The 18,502-nt window shown below is 38.3% G+C and carries 10 protein-coding genes; 9 read left to right on the forward strand and 1 reads right to left on the reverse strand.

All coding sequences use genetic code 11. The annotated features are described in order from the left end of the window. The 9 genes from ilvN to ACQ334_RS17140 all read left to right on the forward strand — a co-directional run bounded on the left by ilvN (position 1) and on the right by ACQ334_RS17140 (position 14,717). Complete coding sequence (gene ilvN, locus ACQ334_RS17100) at positions 1-591, forward strand: acetolactate synthase small subunit (protein ID WP_430989468.1); 591 nt, start codon at positions 1-3, stop codon at positions 589-591. Positions 592-660: 69 nt separating this feature from the next. Beyond that, a complete protein-coding gene (locus ACQ334_RS17105) occupies positions 661-1,125 on the forward strand; it encodes a DinB family protein (RefSeq protein WP_430989469.1) in 465 nt (154 codons plus the stop codon). A 33-nt stretch (positions 1,126-1,158) separates the two neighbouring features. After that, entirely contained in the window at positions 1,159-2,643 is a 1,485-nt protein-coding gene (gene ilvC, locus ACQ334_RS17110) for a ketol-acid reductoisomerase (protein WP_430989470.1), read from the forward strand. 4 nt (positions 2,644-2,647) lie between these two features. Continuing rightward, positions 2,648-3,898, forward strand: coding sequence for a threonine ammonia-lyase (gene ilvA / locus ACQ334_RS17115; RefSeq protein WP_430989471.1), 1,251 nt, complete (start codon positions 2,648-2,650; stop codon positions 3,896-3,898). 191 nt (positions 3,899-4,089) lie between these two features. Continuing rightward, positions 4,090-8,652 carry a glutamate synthase large subunit gene (gene gltB, locus ACQ334_RS17120; protein WP_430989472.1) on the forward strand — a complete coding sequence of 1,521 codons (4,563 nt, stop codon included), beginning with the start codon at positions 4,090-4,092 and terminating at the stop codon, positions 8,650-8,652. Positions 8,653-8,845: 193 nt separating this feature from the next. Further along, on the forward strand, positions 8,846-10,309 hold the full coding sequence (locus ACQ334_RS17125; RefSeq protein ID WP_430989473.1) for a glutamate synthase subunit beta: 1,464 nt from the start codon (positions 8,846-8,848) through the stop codon (positions 10,307-10,309). Positions 10,310-10,575: 266 nt separating this feature from the next. Beyond that, positions 10,576-11,970 (forward strand): ammonium transporter, encoded by a 1,395-nt coding sequence (locus tag ACQ334_RS17130; protein ID WP_430989474.1) that lies wholly within the window; start codon positions 10,576-10,578, stop codon positions 11,968-11,970. Between the two features lie 94 nt (positions 11,971-12,064). Beyond that, entirely contained in the window at positions 12,065-13,150 is a 1,086-nt protein-coding gene (locus ACQ334_RS17135; RefSeq protein WP_430989475.1) for an outer membrane beta-barrel protein, read from the forward strand. A 67-nt stretch (positions 13,151-13,217) separates the two neighbouring features. Then, positions 13,218-14,717 carry an ammonium transporter gene (locus ACQ334_RS17140; protein ID WP_430989476.1) on the forward strand — a complete coding sequence of 500 codons (1,500 nt, stop codon included), beginning with the start codon at positions 13,218-13,220 and terminating at the stop codon, positions 14,715-14,717. A gap of 958 nt (positions 14,718-15,675) precedes the next feature. On the opposite strand, the gene ACQ334_RS17145 is transcribed toward ACQ334_RS17140, so the two are convergent. Continuing rightward, positions 15,676-18,237: a phosphoenolpyruvate carboxylase gene (locus ACQ334_RS17145; protein WP_430989477.1), complete on the reverse strand. Its 2,562-nt coding sequence runs from the start codon at positions 18,235-18,237 to the stop codon at positions 15,676-15,678. Positions 18,238-18,502: the final 265 nt, after the last annotated feature.

Raw genomic sequence — 18,502 nt, forward strand, 5'->3', positions numbered from 1 at the left:
ATGCAAAAGCAAGAATATACTATAACAGTTTATACAGAAAACCAGATTGGTTTGTTAAACCGTATCGCTATTATTTTCTCCCGCAGAAAAATTAATATCGAAAGTTTAAATACTTCACCTAGCGAAATAGATAGCGTACATCGTTTTACAATTGTCATCAACGAATCGGAAGAAGTGGTACGTAAAGTGTGTCGCCAGATTGAAAAACAGGTAGAAGTGTTGAAAGTGTATTTTAATACCAATGACGAAATTATATGGCAGGAACTGGCATTATACAAAGTACCTACTGATATTATTGCTGAAGAAGTAAAAGTAGAAAGATTATTAAGCCAGCATGGCGCAAAAGCCGTAGTGATACGTAAAGATTACACCGTGTTTGAAGTAGCCGGGCAAAGAGAAGAGACAGACAATTTTATAAAAGTGCTGGAGCCTTATGGGTTGATTGAATTTGTACGCAGTGCAAGAATTGCGATCATCAAAGACAGCGAAGGCTTCCATAAAAAATTAAGTGAGTTTGAATACAAGGAGCCGGGTGAAGAAGCTGTAGAAAATGAATTCTTAAATCAGAACGAAGAAGTGTTTTCAATGTAATTTTTTGGGTGGGTCACCCCTTCAAGGGTGGCTCACCCAAAAAATAAAAGTGATTTCAAAAATAAAACAATGCAAAAACAAATTGAATTAATAAAACAAACAAGAAATCGCTTCATTCAATTGGTGGAAGGTTTATCTATCGGACAACTGAATGAAATTCCTGCAGGCATGAGCAATAATATCGCCTGGAATTTTGGCCATATTGTGGCGGCTCAGCAAGGTTTGTGTAACGGGCTTTCGGGAGTGGCTTTAAATGTGTTACCTGATTTTATTGCCAATTTTAAGAAAGGTACTAAGCCGGAAGGTCTTATTAGTGAAGAAACGATAAATCTCTTTAAAGGATACATGCTTTCCAATATCAGCGATCTTGAAAAAGCATTAGGCGAAAATGTATTTATTAATTATCAACCTTATGTAACTTCTTATGGCTATCCATTAAATAACATTGAAGATGCCGTAAGATTTGTGTCAGTACATGATGCGTTGCACCTGGGTTATTCGATGGCAATAAGAAAAAGTCTATCAACAAAATAATACAACACAATCATTAAAAAATAAAAGAAAAAGATGGGAAATTATTTCAACACATTACCGCTAAGAGAACAATTAAATCAACTGGGTGTATGTGAGTTTATGGATATTAGTGAATTTTCAAACGGCGTAAATGCATTGAAAGGAAAGAAATTAGTAATTATTGGTTGCGGCGCACAGGGCTTAAACCAGGGATTAAATTTAAGAGATTCAGGTTTAGATGTTTCTTATGCTTTACGCCAGGAAGCGATTGATTCAAAAAGACAATCATGGAAGAGTGCAACTGAAAACAATTTTACTGTAGGTACTTACGAACAATTAATTCCGACGGCGGATTTGGTTTTGAATCTTACTCCAGATAAACAACACACAGCTGTTGTTGCGGCAGTAATGCCGTTGATGAAAAAAGGAGCTACGCTTTCTTACTCTCATGGTTTTAATATTGTTGAAGAAGGAACACAGATACGTAAAGATCTTACCGTAATAATGGTAGCACCAAAATGTCCGGGTTCAGAAGTTCGTGCAGAATATGTACGTGGCTTTGGTGTACCTACATTAATTGCAGTGCATCCCGAAAATGATCCTGAAGGAAAAGGGTTGGAGCAAGCCAAAGCGTATGCAGCAGGAACAGGTGGACATAAAGCTGGTGTATTGCGCTCTTCATTTGTGGCGGAAGTAAAATCTGACCTGATGGGCGAACAAACTATTTTATGCGGTTTGTTGCAAACAGGCTCTATACTTTGTTTTAATAAAATGGTAGAAAAAGGAATTGATAAAGGCTATGCTTCTAAGCTGGTACAGTATGGTGTGGAAGTAATTACGGAAGCGTTAAAGCAAGGTGGTATTACTGCCATGATGGACAGGTTATCTAACCCTGCAAAAATAAAAGCCTTTGAATTATCCGAAGAATTGAAAACTATCATGCGTCCGTTGTTTCAAAAACACCAGGACGATATCATGAGCGGTGAGTTCAGCAAAACAATGATGGAAGACTGGGCTGCCGGCGATAAAAATTTATTGGCATGGCGTGCTGCAACCGGGGAAACTGCTTTTGAAAAAACACCTGCAGGTGATGTGAAGATTGGTGAGCAGGAATATTTTGACAACTGTTTATTATTTGTTGCCATGATACGTGCCGGTGTGGAATTAGCTTTTGAAACAATGGTGGAAGCAGGTATCAAAGAAGAATCGGCTTACTATGAATCTTTACACGAAACGCCATTGATCGCTAATACCATTGCCCGTAAAAAATTATTTGAAATGAACAGGGTGATTTCTGATACAGCTGAATATGGTTGTTACTTATTTGATCATGCCTGTAAACCATTGCTGGCTGATTTTATGAGTAAGATAGATACCGATGTAATTGGCAAAAACTACAATACAGGCAAGGATGGTAGCGTGGATAATAAAACTTTAATTGCGGTAAATAAAATTTTACGTTCTCACCCTGTAGAAAAGATCGGTACTCAATTAAGAGAAGCGATGACAGCTATGAAATCTATAAGCACTAATGCTTAACACCATGGATACAACAGTGAACACGATATTGAATTTTGCAGACGCTGCACAACGTTTAAAAAGCGTGGTGAACAGAACGCCATTAACCTTTAATCTGAATCTTTCAAAAAAATATCAATGTAATATTTTTTTAAAGAGGGAAGATCTGCAGGTGGTACGTTCATACAAATTACGTGGCGCTTACAATATGATGAGTAGCTTATCTCCCGATCAATTACAACGTGGTGTGGTATGCGCCAGTGCAGGCAACCATGCGCAAGGGTTTGCGTACAGTTGCAAAAAGTTAAATACTAATGGCGTAGTGTTTATGCCGGTGATAACACCCAATCAAAAAATTACCCAGACAAAAATGTTTGGCGAAGATAAGCTTACCGTAAAATTAGTAGGAGATACATTTGATGATTGTGCGATTGCTGCAAAAAAATATACCGAAGAAAATGGCATGACTTTTATTCCGCCATTTGATGATTATAAAATTATTGAAGGACAGGGAACCGTTGGTGTGGAAATCTTAGAAGACCAATCGGATGTTGATTTTTTATTTATGCCCGTTGGTGGCGGTGGTTTAAGTGCAGGTGTGGGAACTTATTTTAAAACCTTCTCACCTAAAACAAAAATTATTGGTGTGGAGCCGGAAGGTGCTCCCAGTATGTTTGAAGCATTGAAAGCAGGGCATCCTGTTACGCTGGATAATATAGAAAGATTTGTTGATGGCGCTGCTGTAAAACGTGTGGGTGAAATTACTTTTTCTATTTGCAAAGATGTATTGGATGATATGCATTTAGTACCTGAAGGAAAAGTATGTACCACAATTTTAAAATTATACAATGAAGATGCGATTGTTGCAGAACCTGCAGGTGCATTAAGCATTGCAGCTTTAGATGATTATGCAGCAGAAATAAAGGGTAAGAATGTAGTATGTATTGTAAGCGGCAGTAACAATGATATTGACCGTATGCAGGAAATAAAAGAACGCAGCCTGCAATACGAAGGATTAAAACATTACTTCCTGGTACGTTTTGCACAACGGCCCGGTGCTTTAAAAGAATTTGTAAATCATGTGTTGGGAGAGAATGATGATATCACCCGTTTTGAATACATGCAGAAGCATAATAAAGAAACCGGCCCTGCATTAGTAGGCATTGAATTAAAGACCAGGGAAGATTATGATTTGTTGTTGAAAAATTTAAATCAATACCATATCAATTATACCGAGTTGAAAAGCGGTGATAATGCATTTGGATATTTAGTATAATGCAAGGGTGGGTCACTCCTTAAGAGTGGCTCACCCGGCAATAAGAAAATAGGGTGGTCACTCCTTAAAGAGTGGCTCACCCGGAGATAACAAAACTGGGTGAGCCACCCTTATTGGGGTGGCCCATCCAAGCGAAGAGTAACGATTGCTTGCTATAGAAGTTTGGCTAACAATAAAACTGCTTAACAAAAATGAACGAACAAAAAAAGACAGCAATGTTAAACAATGCTACATCGGTTAATGCCAACAAAGGCTTGTATGATGAACGATACGAGCATGATGCCTGCGGTATAGGTTTTGTTGCCAATATAAAAGGCAACAAATCGCACCAGCATATTGCTGACGCATTAACGGTGTTGGAAAACATGGAACATCGTGGTGCATGTGGTTGCGAAAATAATTCAGGCGATGGTGCAGGTATTATGTTACAAATGCCACATGAATTCTTTTTTGATGAATGCATTAAATTAGGCGTTCATCTACCTCCATTTGGTAAGTACGGGGTAGGCGTAATGTTTTTTCCAAGAGAAATAAGATTGCGTGAAGAATGCCGTGCAGTATTTAACAGGGCCGCTGAAAAATTGGGCATGGAAATTCTTGCTTATAGAAAAGTGCCTGTAAATACAGAAAACATTGGCCCTACAGCTTTAAGCGTAGAACCTGAAATGGAACACGTATTTATTGCCTGTCCGGATAATGTGAAAAATGCTGATGAATTTGAACGCAAACTTTTTGTGTTGCGTAATTATGCAACGCACACTATTAATAGTACAGTAAGAAAAGATGCTATTGGTTTTTACATTGCTTCTTTGTCTTACAAAACCATTGTTTACAAAGGGCAATTGACCAGTACGCAGGTAAGAAATTATTTTCCTGATCTGAGTAATAAAAGAGTGGTAAGTGCTTTTGGTTTGGTGCATTCACGTTTTGCAACCAATACTTTTCCTTCCTGGAAATTAGCGCAACCATTCCGCTACATTGCACATAATGGAGAGATCAATACTTTACAAGGGAATATTAACTGGTTGAAAGCAGGCGAACATGAATTTACTTCTACTTTTTTCAGTAAAGAAGAAATGGAAATGTTATTGCCGGTTGTAACCAGCCAGCAATCCGATTCTGCTTGCTTAGATAATATGATCGAGTTATTATTATTATGCGGCAGAAGCTTACCACATGTAATGATGATGCTGATTCCAGAGGCATGGGATGGTAATGAAGATATGGATCCGGTAAAAAAATCTTTCTATGAATTCTATGCATCAATCATGGAACCATGGGACGGACCGGCATCTATTTCATTTACTGATGGAAAAATAATTGGCGCAACATTAGATAGAAATGGTTTACGTCCTTCAAGATATTGTGTTACTACCGATGACAGGGTTATCATGGCCAGCGAAACCGGGGCATTGCCTGTTGATCAGAAATTAATTAAAGAAAAAGGAAGGCTGCAACCAGGTAAAATGTTTGTGGTGGATATGGAGCAGGGAAGGATCATCAGCGATGATGAATTGAAACAAAAAATCTGCAGCCAGAAACCTTATGGCGATTACCTGAATCAATATAAAATACGTTTAGAAGAAATTGAAGAACCAAGAGTTTCTTTTACGCATTTATCTGATGCTTCTATTTTAAAATATCAAAAAGCATTTGGTTATTCTACAGAAGATATTGATACTATTTTAAAGCCAATGGCTTTGGATGGTAAAGAACCTATTGGCTCAATGGGTACTGATGTGCCATTAGCTGTATTGAGTGATCAGCCGCAACATTTAAGTTCTTATTTCAAACAATTATTTGCACAGGTTACTAATCCGCCGATCGATCCGATAAGAGAAAGATTGGTAATGAGCCTGGCAACATTTGTGGGTAACAATGGTAATTTACTAGATGAAAGCCCTGAGCATTGCCATACCGTAGCATTAAAGCAGCCGATATTAACCAGTACCGAATTAGAGAAACTAAGAAGTATTGATACCGGGATTTTCCAGGCAAAAACTTTGCAGACGTATTTCCGTGCTGATGAAAAACCAGGCTCTTTACAAAGAGGTTTGGAAAGATTGTGCCGCTATGCGGAAGATGCCGTGCATGATGGTTTTGAAGTTTTGATTTTGTGCGACCGTGCTGTTGATAGCGATCACGTTGCTATACCATCACTGTTAGCCACAGCCGCAGTCCATCATCATTTGATCCGTAAAGGTTTACGTGGACAAGTTGGTATTGTGGTAGAAGCAGGTGATGTTTGGGAAGTACATCACTTTGCATGTTTGCTGGGTTTTGGTGCTACAGCAATCAATCCTTACTTAGCAATGGCGGCGATCAGGAACATGAAAGTCAGTGGTGTTATTAAAACTGACCTGGAATGGAGAGACCTGCGTAAAAATTATATCAAAGCAGTTTGTGATGGTTTATTGAAAGTGTTCTCTAAAATGGGTATCTCTACATTGCAATCCTACCAGGGGGCACAGATTTTTGAAATATTAGGTTTGCACAGAGATGTGGTAGATAAATATTTCACGGGTGCCGTAAGCCGTATTGATGGTGTTACATTAGATGGCATTGCAAAAGAAGCGCTGGCGAAACATCTGCAAGCCTTTAGCAAAAAGAATATTCCTGTTGATAGATTGCCGGTAGGGGGAATTTACCAATGGAAACGTAAAGGGGAATTTCATTTATTTAATCCAACTACCATTCACCTGTTGCAATATTCAACGAAGATGAATGACTATGCTACGTTTAAAAAATATACGAAGCATGTAAACGACCAGAGTGAAAAAGCGGCTACGCTAAGGAGTTTGTTTCAATTTAAAAAGAACAGGCCTTCTATTTCAATTGATGAAGTAGAACCTGCTGAAAATATTTACAAACGTTTTGCAACCGGCGCCATGAGCTTTGGTTCCATCAGTTGGGAAGCGCATACCACGTTGGCTGTTGCCATGAACCGCCTTGGCGGTAAAAGCAATACCGGCGAGGGTGGAGAAGATGACAGGCGTTATGATAAACTGGCCAACGGAGATTCTATGCGTTCTGCAATCAAGCAAGTAGCATCAGCAAGATTTGGTGTAACCAGTTTGTACTTAACTGAAGCGGATGAATTACAAATTAAAATGGCACAAGGCGCAAAGCCAGGTGAAGGTGGACAGTTACCCGGGCATAAAGTAGATGACTGGATTGGTAAAGTGCGTCATGCTACACCAGGTGTGGGATTAATTTCTCCGCCACCGCACCATGATATTTATTCTATTGAAGACCTGGCACAATTGATTTTCGATCTTAAAAATGCTAACCGTGCCGCAAGGATCAATGTAAAACTGGTAAGTAAAGCAGGCGTTGGCACAATTGCTGCAGGTGTTGCCAAAGCAAAGGCAGATGTGGTTTTAATTTCTGGTTTTGATGGCGGTACCGGTGCCTCTCCGATAAGTTCTATTAAACATGCAGGGTTACCGTGGGAGCTAGGTTTGGCAGAATCACATCAAACCCTGGTAAAAAATAAATTACGCAGCCGTGTAGTGTTGCAGGCTGATGGACAAATGAAGACTGCAAGAGATATTGCTATTGCAACTTTATTGGGTGCAGAAGAATGGGGAGTAGCAACTGCAGCATTAGTTGTTGAAGGTTGTATCATGATGCGTAAATGTCATTTAAACACCTGCCCGGTTGGTGTGGCTACACAGGACCCTGAATTAAGAAAACGTTTTACCGGTAATGCAGATCACGTAGTGAACTTCTTTAAATTCTTAACACAGGAATTAAGAGAGATCATGGCGGAACTCGGTTTCAGAACCATTAACGAAATGGTGGGCCAGGCAGAATGTTTGGAGCAAAAAGAAAATATCCAGCACTGGAAATATAATAATCTCGACCTGTCTGCCATTTTGTATAAAGAACCAGCTTCTGCATACACCGGTTTATATAACATGGAGCAGCAGGATCATGAATTAGAAAAAGTATTGGATTGGAAATTGTTAGAAGCTGCAAAACCTGCTTTGGAAAAGCAAGAAAAAGTTACTGCTGCATTCGATATAAAAAATACGGATAGAACAGCCGGTACCATTTTATCTAACGAGATCACTAAGATTTATAAAGCGGCCGGGTTACCTGAAGAAACCATACACTTTAAATTTAACGGTACAGCGGGACAAAGCTTTGGCGCATTCAATACCAAAGGTGTTACGCTGGAGCTGGAAGGTGATGCCAATGATTATTTTGGCAAAGGATTGAGTGGAGCTAAATTAATTGTGTATCCGTCAAAAGATGCCGGTTTTGTGCCTGAAGAAAACAGCATTATTGGCAATGTGGCTTTTTATGGCGCTACCGATGGCGAAGCTTTTATAAGAGGTAAAGCAGGAGAACGCTTTGGTGTACGTAACAGTGGTGCTAATGTAGTGGTGGAAGGAGTGGGAGATCACGGTTGCGAATACATGACGGGAGGTAATGTTATTATCCTTGGTGCAACCGGAAGAAACTTTGCAGCAGGCATGAGTGGCGGTATTGCATATATATACGATGTGCAACACCAGTTTGAAAATTTATGCAATAAAGAAATGGTAGATCTTGATCCGGTAGCAGAAGAAGATGTACCATTCCTGCAGGCAATGATACAAAGGCATTACGACTATACACAAAGTACTGTAGCAAAATTTGTGTTGAATGATTTAGAGAATCAGCTGAAAAATTTTGTAAAAGTGTTTCCGGCTGATTATAAAAAAGCTTTGGCAGGAAGAAAGGTAAAAGAGCAGGTGGGTAAATAATATGCAAGGGTGGGTCACTCCTTAAAGAGTGGCTCACCCGGCGGTAAAAAGCATGGAGAGCCACGCTTACGAAGATTGAAGTGTATGATTGGCTATCAGGGAACTGATCAAACCGTATAAAAATAGGGAAACTGGTTTCTTAAAGTCGTCTTACCAAAAAATAAACAACTAACAACAAACAACAAATATTACAATGGGAAAACCAACAGGTTTCTTGGAATTTACGAGAGAGCTTCCAACAAAAAGAAAAGTGGAAGAAAGGTTAACTGATTACAACGAATTCATTCAGCGGTATACAGATGAAAAGTTGAATGAACAATCGGGACGATGCATGAATTGTGGTGTACCCTTCTGTCATAATGGTTGCCCGCTGGGTAATATCATTCCGGAATTTAACGATGCCGTGTATCGTAAAGAATGGAAAGAAGCCTATGATATTCTTTCTTCTACCAATAATTTCCCTGAGTTTACCGGGAGAATTTGTCCTGCACCATGCGAATCAGCATGTGTGTTAGGTATCAATCAACCTGCTATTACTATTGAAGAAATTGAAAAGCATATTATTGAAATTGCTTTTGATAAAGGTTTTGTGCAACCCAAAAAGTCAATTGTACGCACCGGTAAAAAAATTGCAGTGATAGGTAGCGGTCCTTCTGGTTTGGCTGCTGCAGCACAACTGAACTATGCCGGCCACTATGTAATGGTATTTGAAAGAGATGATGCACCGGGTGGTTTATTGCGCTATGGTATTCCTGATTTTAAATTGGAAAAATGGGTGATCGACAGGAGAATAAAATTAATGGAAGAAGAAGGTGTGGTATTTCGTTGCAATGCCAATGTGGGTGTTGATGTAAATATTAATGAGTTGTTGAGAGAGTTTAATGTAATTGTATTAGCAGGAGGTTCTACTATTCCAAGAGATTTAAAGATACCGGGCAGAGAATTGAAAGGCGTTCATTTCGCCATGGATTTTTTAAAACAACAAAATAAAAGAGTATCAGGCAGGGAAGTTGGTGTAGAAGATATTTTAGCCGGCAACAAAAATGTAGTGGTAATTGGGGGAGGAGATACCGGGAGTGATTGCGTGGGAACTTCCAATCGCCAAAAAGCAAAATCGGTTACTCAATTTGAGTTATTGCCTAAGCCGCCCGAAAGCAGAACAGCATTTATGCCATGGCCAACATATCCGATGACCTTAAAAACTTCTTCTTCTCATGAAGAAGGAGCCGACAGAAACTGGGCCATCGCTACAAAAGAGTTTATAGGCGACGGCAACGGCAATTTAAAGGCATTGAAGATTGTTAACCTGGAATGGCAGATAACTGAAGATGGCAGGCCGGCAAAATTTGTAGAAAGAACTGATAGCGAAAGAGAGATCCCTTGCGAACTGGCATTTTTAGCCATGGGATTTTTACATCCGCAATATGAAGGGCTGGTACAGCAGCTGGAAATTGAACTGGACGAAAGAGGAAATGTAAAAGCAACTGAGGCCGCTTATCAAACCAATATTCCTAAAATATTTACTGCCGGAGATATGCGCCGCGGACAATCTTTAGTGGTTTGGGCTATAAGCGAGGGCAGAGAATGTGCCAGGAAAGTGGATGAATTTTTGATGGGCACTTCATTACTGGAAACAAAAGATAGCTTTTTAAAATAAAACTGCGTTTATATTATCTAAACAATATTTCCTTTGCCTTTTCCGGCAAAGGTTTTTTTTAGCATAAAAAACACATTATAAAATAAAATATCTTATACTTTTTTGATAAAATCTATCAAATAATATGAATTGAGAACGTTTGCAATTGATTTTTTTCTAATTGTTTAAAAAAAAACTTGAAAAAATATGATATTTGTAACAATTATCTATATATTTGTTTAAAGCATAACACATTTATTATTTAATAATATAAAAGCAAAACAAGCATGAAAAATCTGAGTTTAGCAAAATTAGCTCCCTTCTTTATCCTGGCAATTGTTGCCGTAGGAGCAATCTTTATTCCGTCTTTACCCAACTTTGATGATGGTAAATTTAACGGTGCGGATGTTGCCTGGATAATAGTTGCAACAGCGCTTGTTTTCTTAATGACTCCTGGTTTAGCATTTTTCTATGGCGGTATGGTGCATAGAAAAAATGTGATCAGCACTATGATTAAAAGTGTTGTAGCTGCTGGTGTGGTTAGTGTACTTTGGGTAGTAGTTGGTTACAGCCTTTGTTTTGGCCCAACCATCGGCGGTTTTATTGGTAATCCAATGACACATCTTTTCTTTAAAGGTGTTGCATCCGGTGCCCCAATTCTTCCCGGCGCAACAGCTCCTCTAACAATCCCTCTTTTATTATTTGCATTATTTCAATTAATGTTTGCGGTTATTACACCAGGTTTAGTGGTTGGTGCCGTAGCAGAGCGTATAAAATTTACAGCTTACATTCTGTTTATAGTATTGTTCAGCTTATTAGTTTATGCACCTTTGGCGCACTGGACATGGAACCCTGAAGGCTTTTTATTTAAATGGGGTGTTCTTGATTTTGCAGGTGGTACAGTGGTACATATATCTGCTGGTTGTGCGGCTTTAGCAGGTGCTTTGGTGTTAAAAAGAAGACAATCTCATATCGATCAGAAAGAAATTCCACCTGCTAATATTCCTTATGTATTGATAGGAACAGGTTTACTGTGGTTTGGTTGGTTTGGTTTTAATGCAGGTTCTGCATTAGGTGCAACTACTTTATCGGTTTCAGCATTTGCTACTACCAATACTGCTGCTGCTGCTGCTGGTTTAAGCTGGATGTTCTTTGATGTATTAAAAGGGAAAAAACCATCAGTATTGGGGTTTTGTATTGGTGCGGTAGTTGGCCTTGTGGCTATTACTCCTGCTGCAGGTTTTGTTGCAATTCCTCAAAGTATTTTTATTGGTTTTGTAGCCGCCATTATTTCTAATGTTGCAGTGTATTACAAATCAAAATCAAAATTGGATGATACGTTAGATGTGTTTCCATGTCATGGTCTTGGTGGTATGGTAGGTATGATCCTTACAGGTGTTTTTGCAACTAAATCTGTAAACTCAGCAGGTGCTGATGGGTTATTATATGGAGGTACTACGTTCTTCCTTACACAACTTAAAGGCCTGGCAATTGTAGTGGCATATAGCTTTACAGTATCGTTCTTAATATTTAAATTTATCAATTTCATTTTACCAATACGTGTTAGCCAGGAAGAAGAATTACTTGGCCTGGATGCTTCTCAACACAACGAAAATTATACGCAGGGTACATTATTGGTGCAAACCGATGGTGGTATTAAAGAGACTCTTGCAGAAGATTAATAAGAACGGAATAAAAAAAGGTACAACCATAATATGAGCTTCTGGACAAAGTTCATTGGTTGTACCTCTTATTTAATAATTAAAATCAATTACAATGTTAAGAAAAATTTCTTTGGCAGCAATCGCTGTCCTGGCATTTAATGCCCTAAGTGCCCAGGATTCTACAAAAACCCTTGCTTTTTCAGGCTCAGTTGACGGTTACTACCGTTACAATTTTGCAGGAAAAACCAACAACTACACCAGCTTTACCAATTCGCAGAGTTCTTTTGAATTAGGCATGGCTTCTTTAAGAGCCGATGCAACGGCTATGTCTGGCAAGGTGGGTGCCACTGTTGATTTAGGTTTTGGCCGCAGGGCAGAGGAGTTTTCTTATAACGATGGCAACGATAATGTTGGAACCGGATCTGATAAAAATGGTTTTTTATCATTAGCCGCAATTAAACAGGCTTATATTACTTATGCCCCGTCTTCAAAAGTAAAATTTACTGCTGGTAAATTTGCCACTCACGTAGGATACGAATTGTTAGATGCTCCGTTAAACAGAAACTACAGTATGAGTTATATGTTTACCAACGGGCCATTTTTTCATACCGGATTAAAAGCAGATATTACTGCAGGACCGGTTGCATTTATGATTGGTGTAACAAACTATACCGATCAAACAACTGCTACAACCAGTGTAAAGAATTTAATTGCTCAGTTTAGTGGCGGTACAAAAAACGGCAAATTAAAATTCTACCTTAACTACTCTGGATTTGGTGGTTCTGATGCCGGTAATAATCCAAGTGGATTAAAATCACTGAATCAAATTGATTTAGTGGTACTCGGTACCGTTAGTAGCAAATTTAATATTGGTTATAATGGAACTGTACAATCAAGAAAACCGGTTAGCGGAAGCAGTGGCAGCTGGATCGGTAATGCATTATATCTGAACTTTGATCCTTCTGCTAAAACAGGTATTACATTAAGAAGTGAAATTATCAGCGATAGCAAAACTATTTATTATGGTACTAAAAGCATTTTCGCTAATACCCTTTCCGTAAACTGTAAAGTAGGTCCCCTTACAATTATTCCTGAATTAAGATTTGAATCTGCACAAAGTAATATTTTCCTAAAGAGTAATGGGTCTGGTACCAAATCTACTGCCACTGCTTTGGTAGCTGCAGTATACAAGTTTTAGAATTTATTTTTTGTAAAAAGAAAAAACCACCAAACACAATTTTTTTTTACATTTTAAATTATAAAACATGAACCTCAACAAAATTTTTATCCGCGGAAATCAGAATGTTTCAGCTCCAATGATAAAGCTTACCCGTAAGGAAAAAGGCAGAATGGCTTTAGCCTTGTTTACGGGGAAAATTATTGGTGTATTAATCTTAGTTTTTCTAATAAAAGTAATGCTGCCTAATTTATTGGGCACTACTGCCTCTGCACAGGATACTTATACACCGCATGAAACCATGCTGATGAATACAGCCAATACCATCTGGACACTAGTGGCTGCATTTTTAGTATTTGGTATGCAGGCAGGCTTTGTAATGTTAGAAGCAGGCTTTGCCCGTAAAAGGGAAACCGTGAACGTTTTAATGGAATGTATTTTTGATACCTGCCTCTGTGGCTTGTTATTCTGGGCTATCGGGTATGCGTTCATGTTCAGCGAAGGCAATAAATTTATCGGTTACCATTGGTTCTTTTTAGAAGGAGCTCCTGCTACATATTTAACTACGGGTATTCCTGTAATTGCGCATTGGATATTTCAGTATGCATTTGCTGATACCTGTTCTACCATCGTTTCTGGTGCTATGATCGGGCGCACAAGTTTCCGTGGCGATATTCTTTATTCAATTGGTATCACCGGATTCATTTATCCAATCATCGGGCATTGGGCATGGGGGCCGGGTGGCTTTTTAGCTGTCTATGGTTTCTGGGATTTTGCAGGTTCTACCGTTGTGCATACAATTGGAGGTATGGCTTCTTTAGCTGGTGCAATCGTGTTAGGGCCACGTTTAGGTCGTGTGTTCAAACGTGATGGCGGAGGTATGCCCCCGGCTCATAATTTAACATTAGGCGCTGTAGGTGCATTTATATTATGGTTTGGCTGGTACGGTTTTAACCCGGGCAGTACACTTTCGGCAGTTGATATGCAAGGTATTGGCCGTGTGGCAACTAATACCACATTGGCTGCCTGTTCGGGTGGTATGGTAGCTATGTATTTAGCTTTATGGTTTGGCGATACCAAAGGGAAATTCGATCTAGGATTTACCGTTAATGGTTTGCTGGGCGGTTTGGTTGCCATTACCTGCCCGTGCTATTGGGTATCCACATTGGGTGCCGTATTAATAGGAGCAGGCGCTGGTATTGTTGTTTATCTATCTACACTGTTATTGGAATATTTAAGAATTGATGATCCTATCGGTGCTGTTCCTGTACATGGTATGTGCGGTATCTGGGGAACATGGGCACTAGGTTTATTTGCCTGTGGCAAATATGGTGTAACTGGCCCAACGGGGGCCGATGATTCAGCACCTTTAAAAGGCCTTTTCTATGGTGGCGGAACTGATCTATTTGTAAAACAAGTAGTAGGCAACCTTGCAATTGCAGCGGGTACATTCCTTATTGCCCTGGTAATGATGTGGCTTATTCAAAAACTACCTGCTCCATGGAAATTACGTGTTGAAAAAGAAGCAGAAACCAATGAAGGTGGATTGGATGTATTTGAACATGGGGTGGCGGCCTATGTAGATTAAACTGCCGGCATAAAGATTAGTAAATGCAAAATAATAATTTATGATACGGGTATCTCTTCTGTTCTCTTTGTTTGTTGGAGGAATTATATACTGTATATTTTTTGTTATTGCAGTTAAACTGGTCCTGCAAATATTTCACGCACTCTCAAAATTGCTGTTATCCAAAGTTAACCGATTGCTCTTTGACAATATGAAATACGTTTTATAAATAAAGGCTTAAATTCAAAATAGAAAAACAGAAATTACCCTATTATCCAGGGTAATTTCTGTTTTAATAAATTCAGTAAGCCTGTTATCACCTGACATTTTATTTTGGCAGAAATGGCAGCCAGAATTTTTTACTGCTTTTTTCTTTTACTACTCAGGAATTTGAAAACGACAATTTGGCATTATTTAAGAAAATTATAATATTTAAATTGTAATTTTTTTCTAGTTTTTTCAAATCTTAATGCTTTACATGAAGTCGGATTTTTTTAACAAAACCAAATAAAGCAAACAGGTTTTTTACAAATCTTTTGAAGTGATAGTATTGAGATGGGATGAAATGCATATTTATTAATATAATATAAAAGAGATTTGGCATGTTTAGAAAAAAATAAAGCGCTTGGCTTATTTCTTGTGCATTGGTACAGGTAATTATTAATTAATAAAACCTATAACAATGAACGTAGTATTATCCGTAGCATTATTGATAGTATTGATTGTTGCTCCTGCATTTAAAGGTGCAAAAAAATCAGTTCCAGTAAAAGCTTCCTAAAAAGAAATACAAGATTAAATAGACTTAAGAGGTTGATTTATTTCAACCTCTTTTTTATTGCCTTACACTGTGGAGGCGGAAGAGCGGGGGAACAAAAAATAAAATCGAAATAATTGCCACACAGGAAGTGTGGTAATATTTTTTTTATATGGCAGGCAATCGTTAAAAAGGGCTCCTATTTCTATAGGGGCCCTTTTTATTTTATGCCGAATTTCTTCCTGCATTAATAATACCGAATGAAGAACGGATCACTAACTTTTCATAAATTTCCTTCACAGGAGAATTTACCAGTTGCTCATCCATCTCCCTCATTTTATTAATGGCATATTGCTGAATGGTCAATAATGGTAATACAATTTTTTCCCTCATAGCGATAGATAAACTATCAACAGGATAAGTACTCATTAATTCATTGCTGCCACTTAATTGCAATACATATTTTTTAGTGAGCTCATATTCCTGGTAAATTTTATTCCATATTTCGCCGTACTTATTATCGTTGCTTAAATACTCGGTTAACGGAAAATAACATTTCTTCATCGCCATCTCACAATTATCCATCAATGTTCTAAAGAAAAGAGAGTTGCTGTACAGCTCTTTAACCTGTGAAAATTTACCCGCCTTTTCCATAGCAGCCAATGCCGAGCCTACGCCATAATAACCCGTTACATTTTGTTTTAACTGCGCCCATGCGCCTACGTAAGGAATGGCACGCAGGTCTTTTAAAGTTAGTTTGCTGCCGCTGTTTCTTTTACTCGGCCTGCTGGCAATATTGGTTTCACTATAAAATTTTACAGGACTAACATGCGATAAATAATCTAAAAAATCGGGATGGTTTTTTAATTCTACATAGGCTTCAAAGCTTTTACCAGCTAATTGCAGCAGCAGGTCTTCTTCGGCATGTTGTAATGTAATTTCCTTGCTGCTGAAAAGATCATTGCTGATACCTGCGTGAATCAATTGCTCAATATTATACTGTGCAGAATCAATAGTTCCAAAATTAGAACTTACGGTTTGTCCCTGTATAGTCAGCTGAATTTCTTTATTGCTGATATTCTTTCCCATACTGGCATAAAACTGGTGCGTTTTACCACCACCTCTTGCCGGTGGCCCGCCACGGCCATCAAAAAACACCACATCAATATGATATTCTTTAGAGATTTTGGTAAGCGCTTCCTTAGCTTTATAAATACTGAAGTTGGCCATTAAGTAACCGCCGTCCTTTGTACCATCACTAAACCCCAGCATAATCGTCTGACGGTTATTTCTCAGTTTTAAATATTTTCTGTATTCAGCATTGCTGTATAATTCATTCATGATAGCTGAAGCATGCTGCAGGTCATCAATGGTTTCAAATAAAGGAACAATATCAACAGTTAAAGCTGCTGCCTTCCAGCCGCAGCTTAAAAACAAGCCATACACTTCCAGTACATTTAAAGCGCTGTTACATTGGCTGATGATATAACGGTTACATCCGGCTTCGCCATTTAGTTGTTGTACTTTTTTAATGCCATAAAGATTGGTCACTGTATCCTGTACCAATGCATCGGTATAATTTTTTTCTGCAATTACCTCAGGAGCATTTACACAGAAGCTTATTTTTTCTGCAGTACTTAATTTGCTGTAGGCCTCACCATGTATTGCTTCCAGCACGGTATTGTGTACGGTACTTTCCTGCCTGATATCCAGCGATGCAAAGTGTAAACCAAAAACATTTACTTTATTAATGAGGTTATTTACCAGGTGAAGGAATAAGCCGTTGTGCTGGTAAATGATGATCTCTTTAATTTTGTTCAGTTCATCTAAAATATATTCCTTACTCAGTTCGGTTTGATAACCGGGAATAAAAATATTATCGTACAGTTGTTTTTCTAGGCCGTTCAAAATAACATCAATACCCTTGAAAGTCAGCCTGCGCTTGATTCTTCTTATATCCAGATAATAGCATTTAATAATACTGCCTCTTAAAGCATGAGCAACTTTTAATGTAATTTCTGCAGTTACAAACGGGTTGCCATCCCTGTCGCCGCCTGGCCAAAAACCCATGTTGATGATCGATTTGTTTTTTGGCAGCGCATCATTAAACTGGTTTTTTAAAAAAGATGTTATCCTGCCTGCGGCCTGGTAAAATACATTTTCTAAATACCATATTAAGCTGATGGCTTCATCAAAAGGAGTAGGCCTTTGCTTTTGTAAAAAAGGCGTTTTGCCCAATTGTTGTAAATAGATATTGATCTTGGCCGCATCATTTTCTGATAATGCTTTACTAAGGTCGTTAATGATGCCCAAAACTGTACCCGGATAAAATTGGGTAGGGTGCGCCGTTAGTACCAGCTGAACAGAAAAATCTTTTAATTTTTTTTCCAGTTCTTTCTCTTTATTGTTTTTTATTACTTCCAGTTCTAATTGTTTTAAAGTGCCTGCTCCCGCCATATCTTTTACGTCAGTAAATGCAGCATCTTCCAATGCATCAAATAAAACCACCTGTCGTTCTACAAACTGGATGATCCTGAACAGCATGTCCAGTTTTTCCTTTTCTGTTTTAAATGTGGTATGTTTTTCAAAAAAATCATCAATAATATCGGTGGGGTTCATTTTCTTTTTAAACCCTTCTTCGCAATTACTCAGCAGTACCGATAAATAAATACCTGTCTTTTCAATGCGGTGAAAAGGAAGCGACGAAAAAAGGCTGTTGTACAACTGAAATTTAATGCCTACGTTGTTATTAAACTGCTGCAAACCCCGGGAACTGTGGTGATCCATACTATTCTATGTTAAATATTCAAAAAAATGATGAAAATGGCAGCAATCGGTTAACAAAGATGAAATATTTTTTGATAATATCCAATCATTTTTTATATCTTTGCGTTCTATTCAGATGAAATACAATAATTCTCATATTGCTCCCCTCTCAAAGATAGTGCTTACTATTTGTGGTACTACAATTTTTACTATTACAACCCTTTAAGGGTTGCACATTTTCATATCATCACTTGGGCTTAAGCTGTTTTCTAAAAGAAAACTATTC

It is taken from the genome of Ferruginibacter sp. SUN106, from assembly GCF_050611765.1.
Lineage (GTDB): Bacteria > Bacteroidota > Bacteroidia > Chitinophagales > Chitinophagaceae > Ferruginibacter.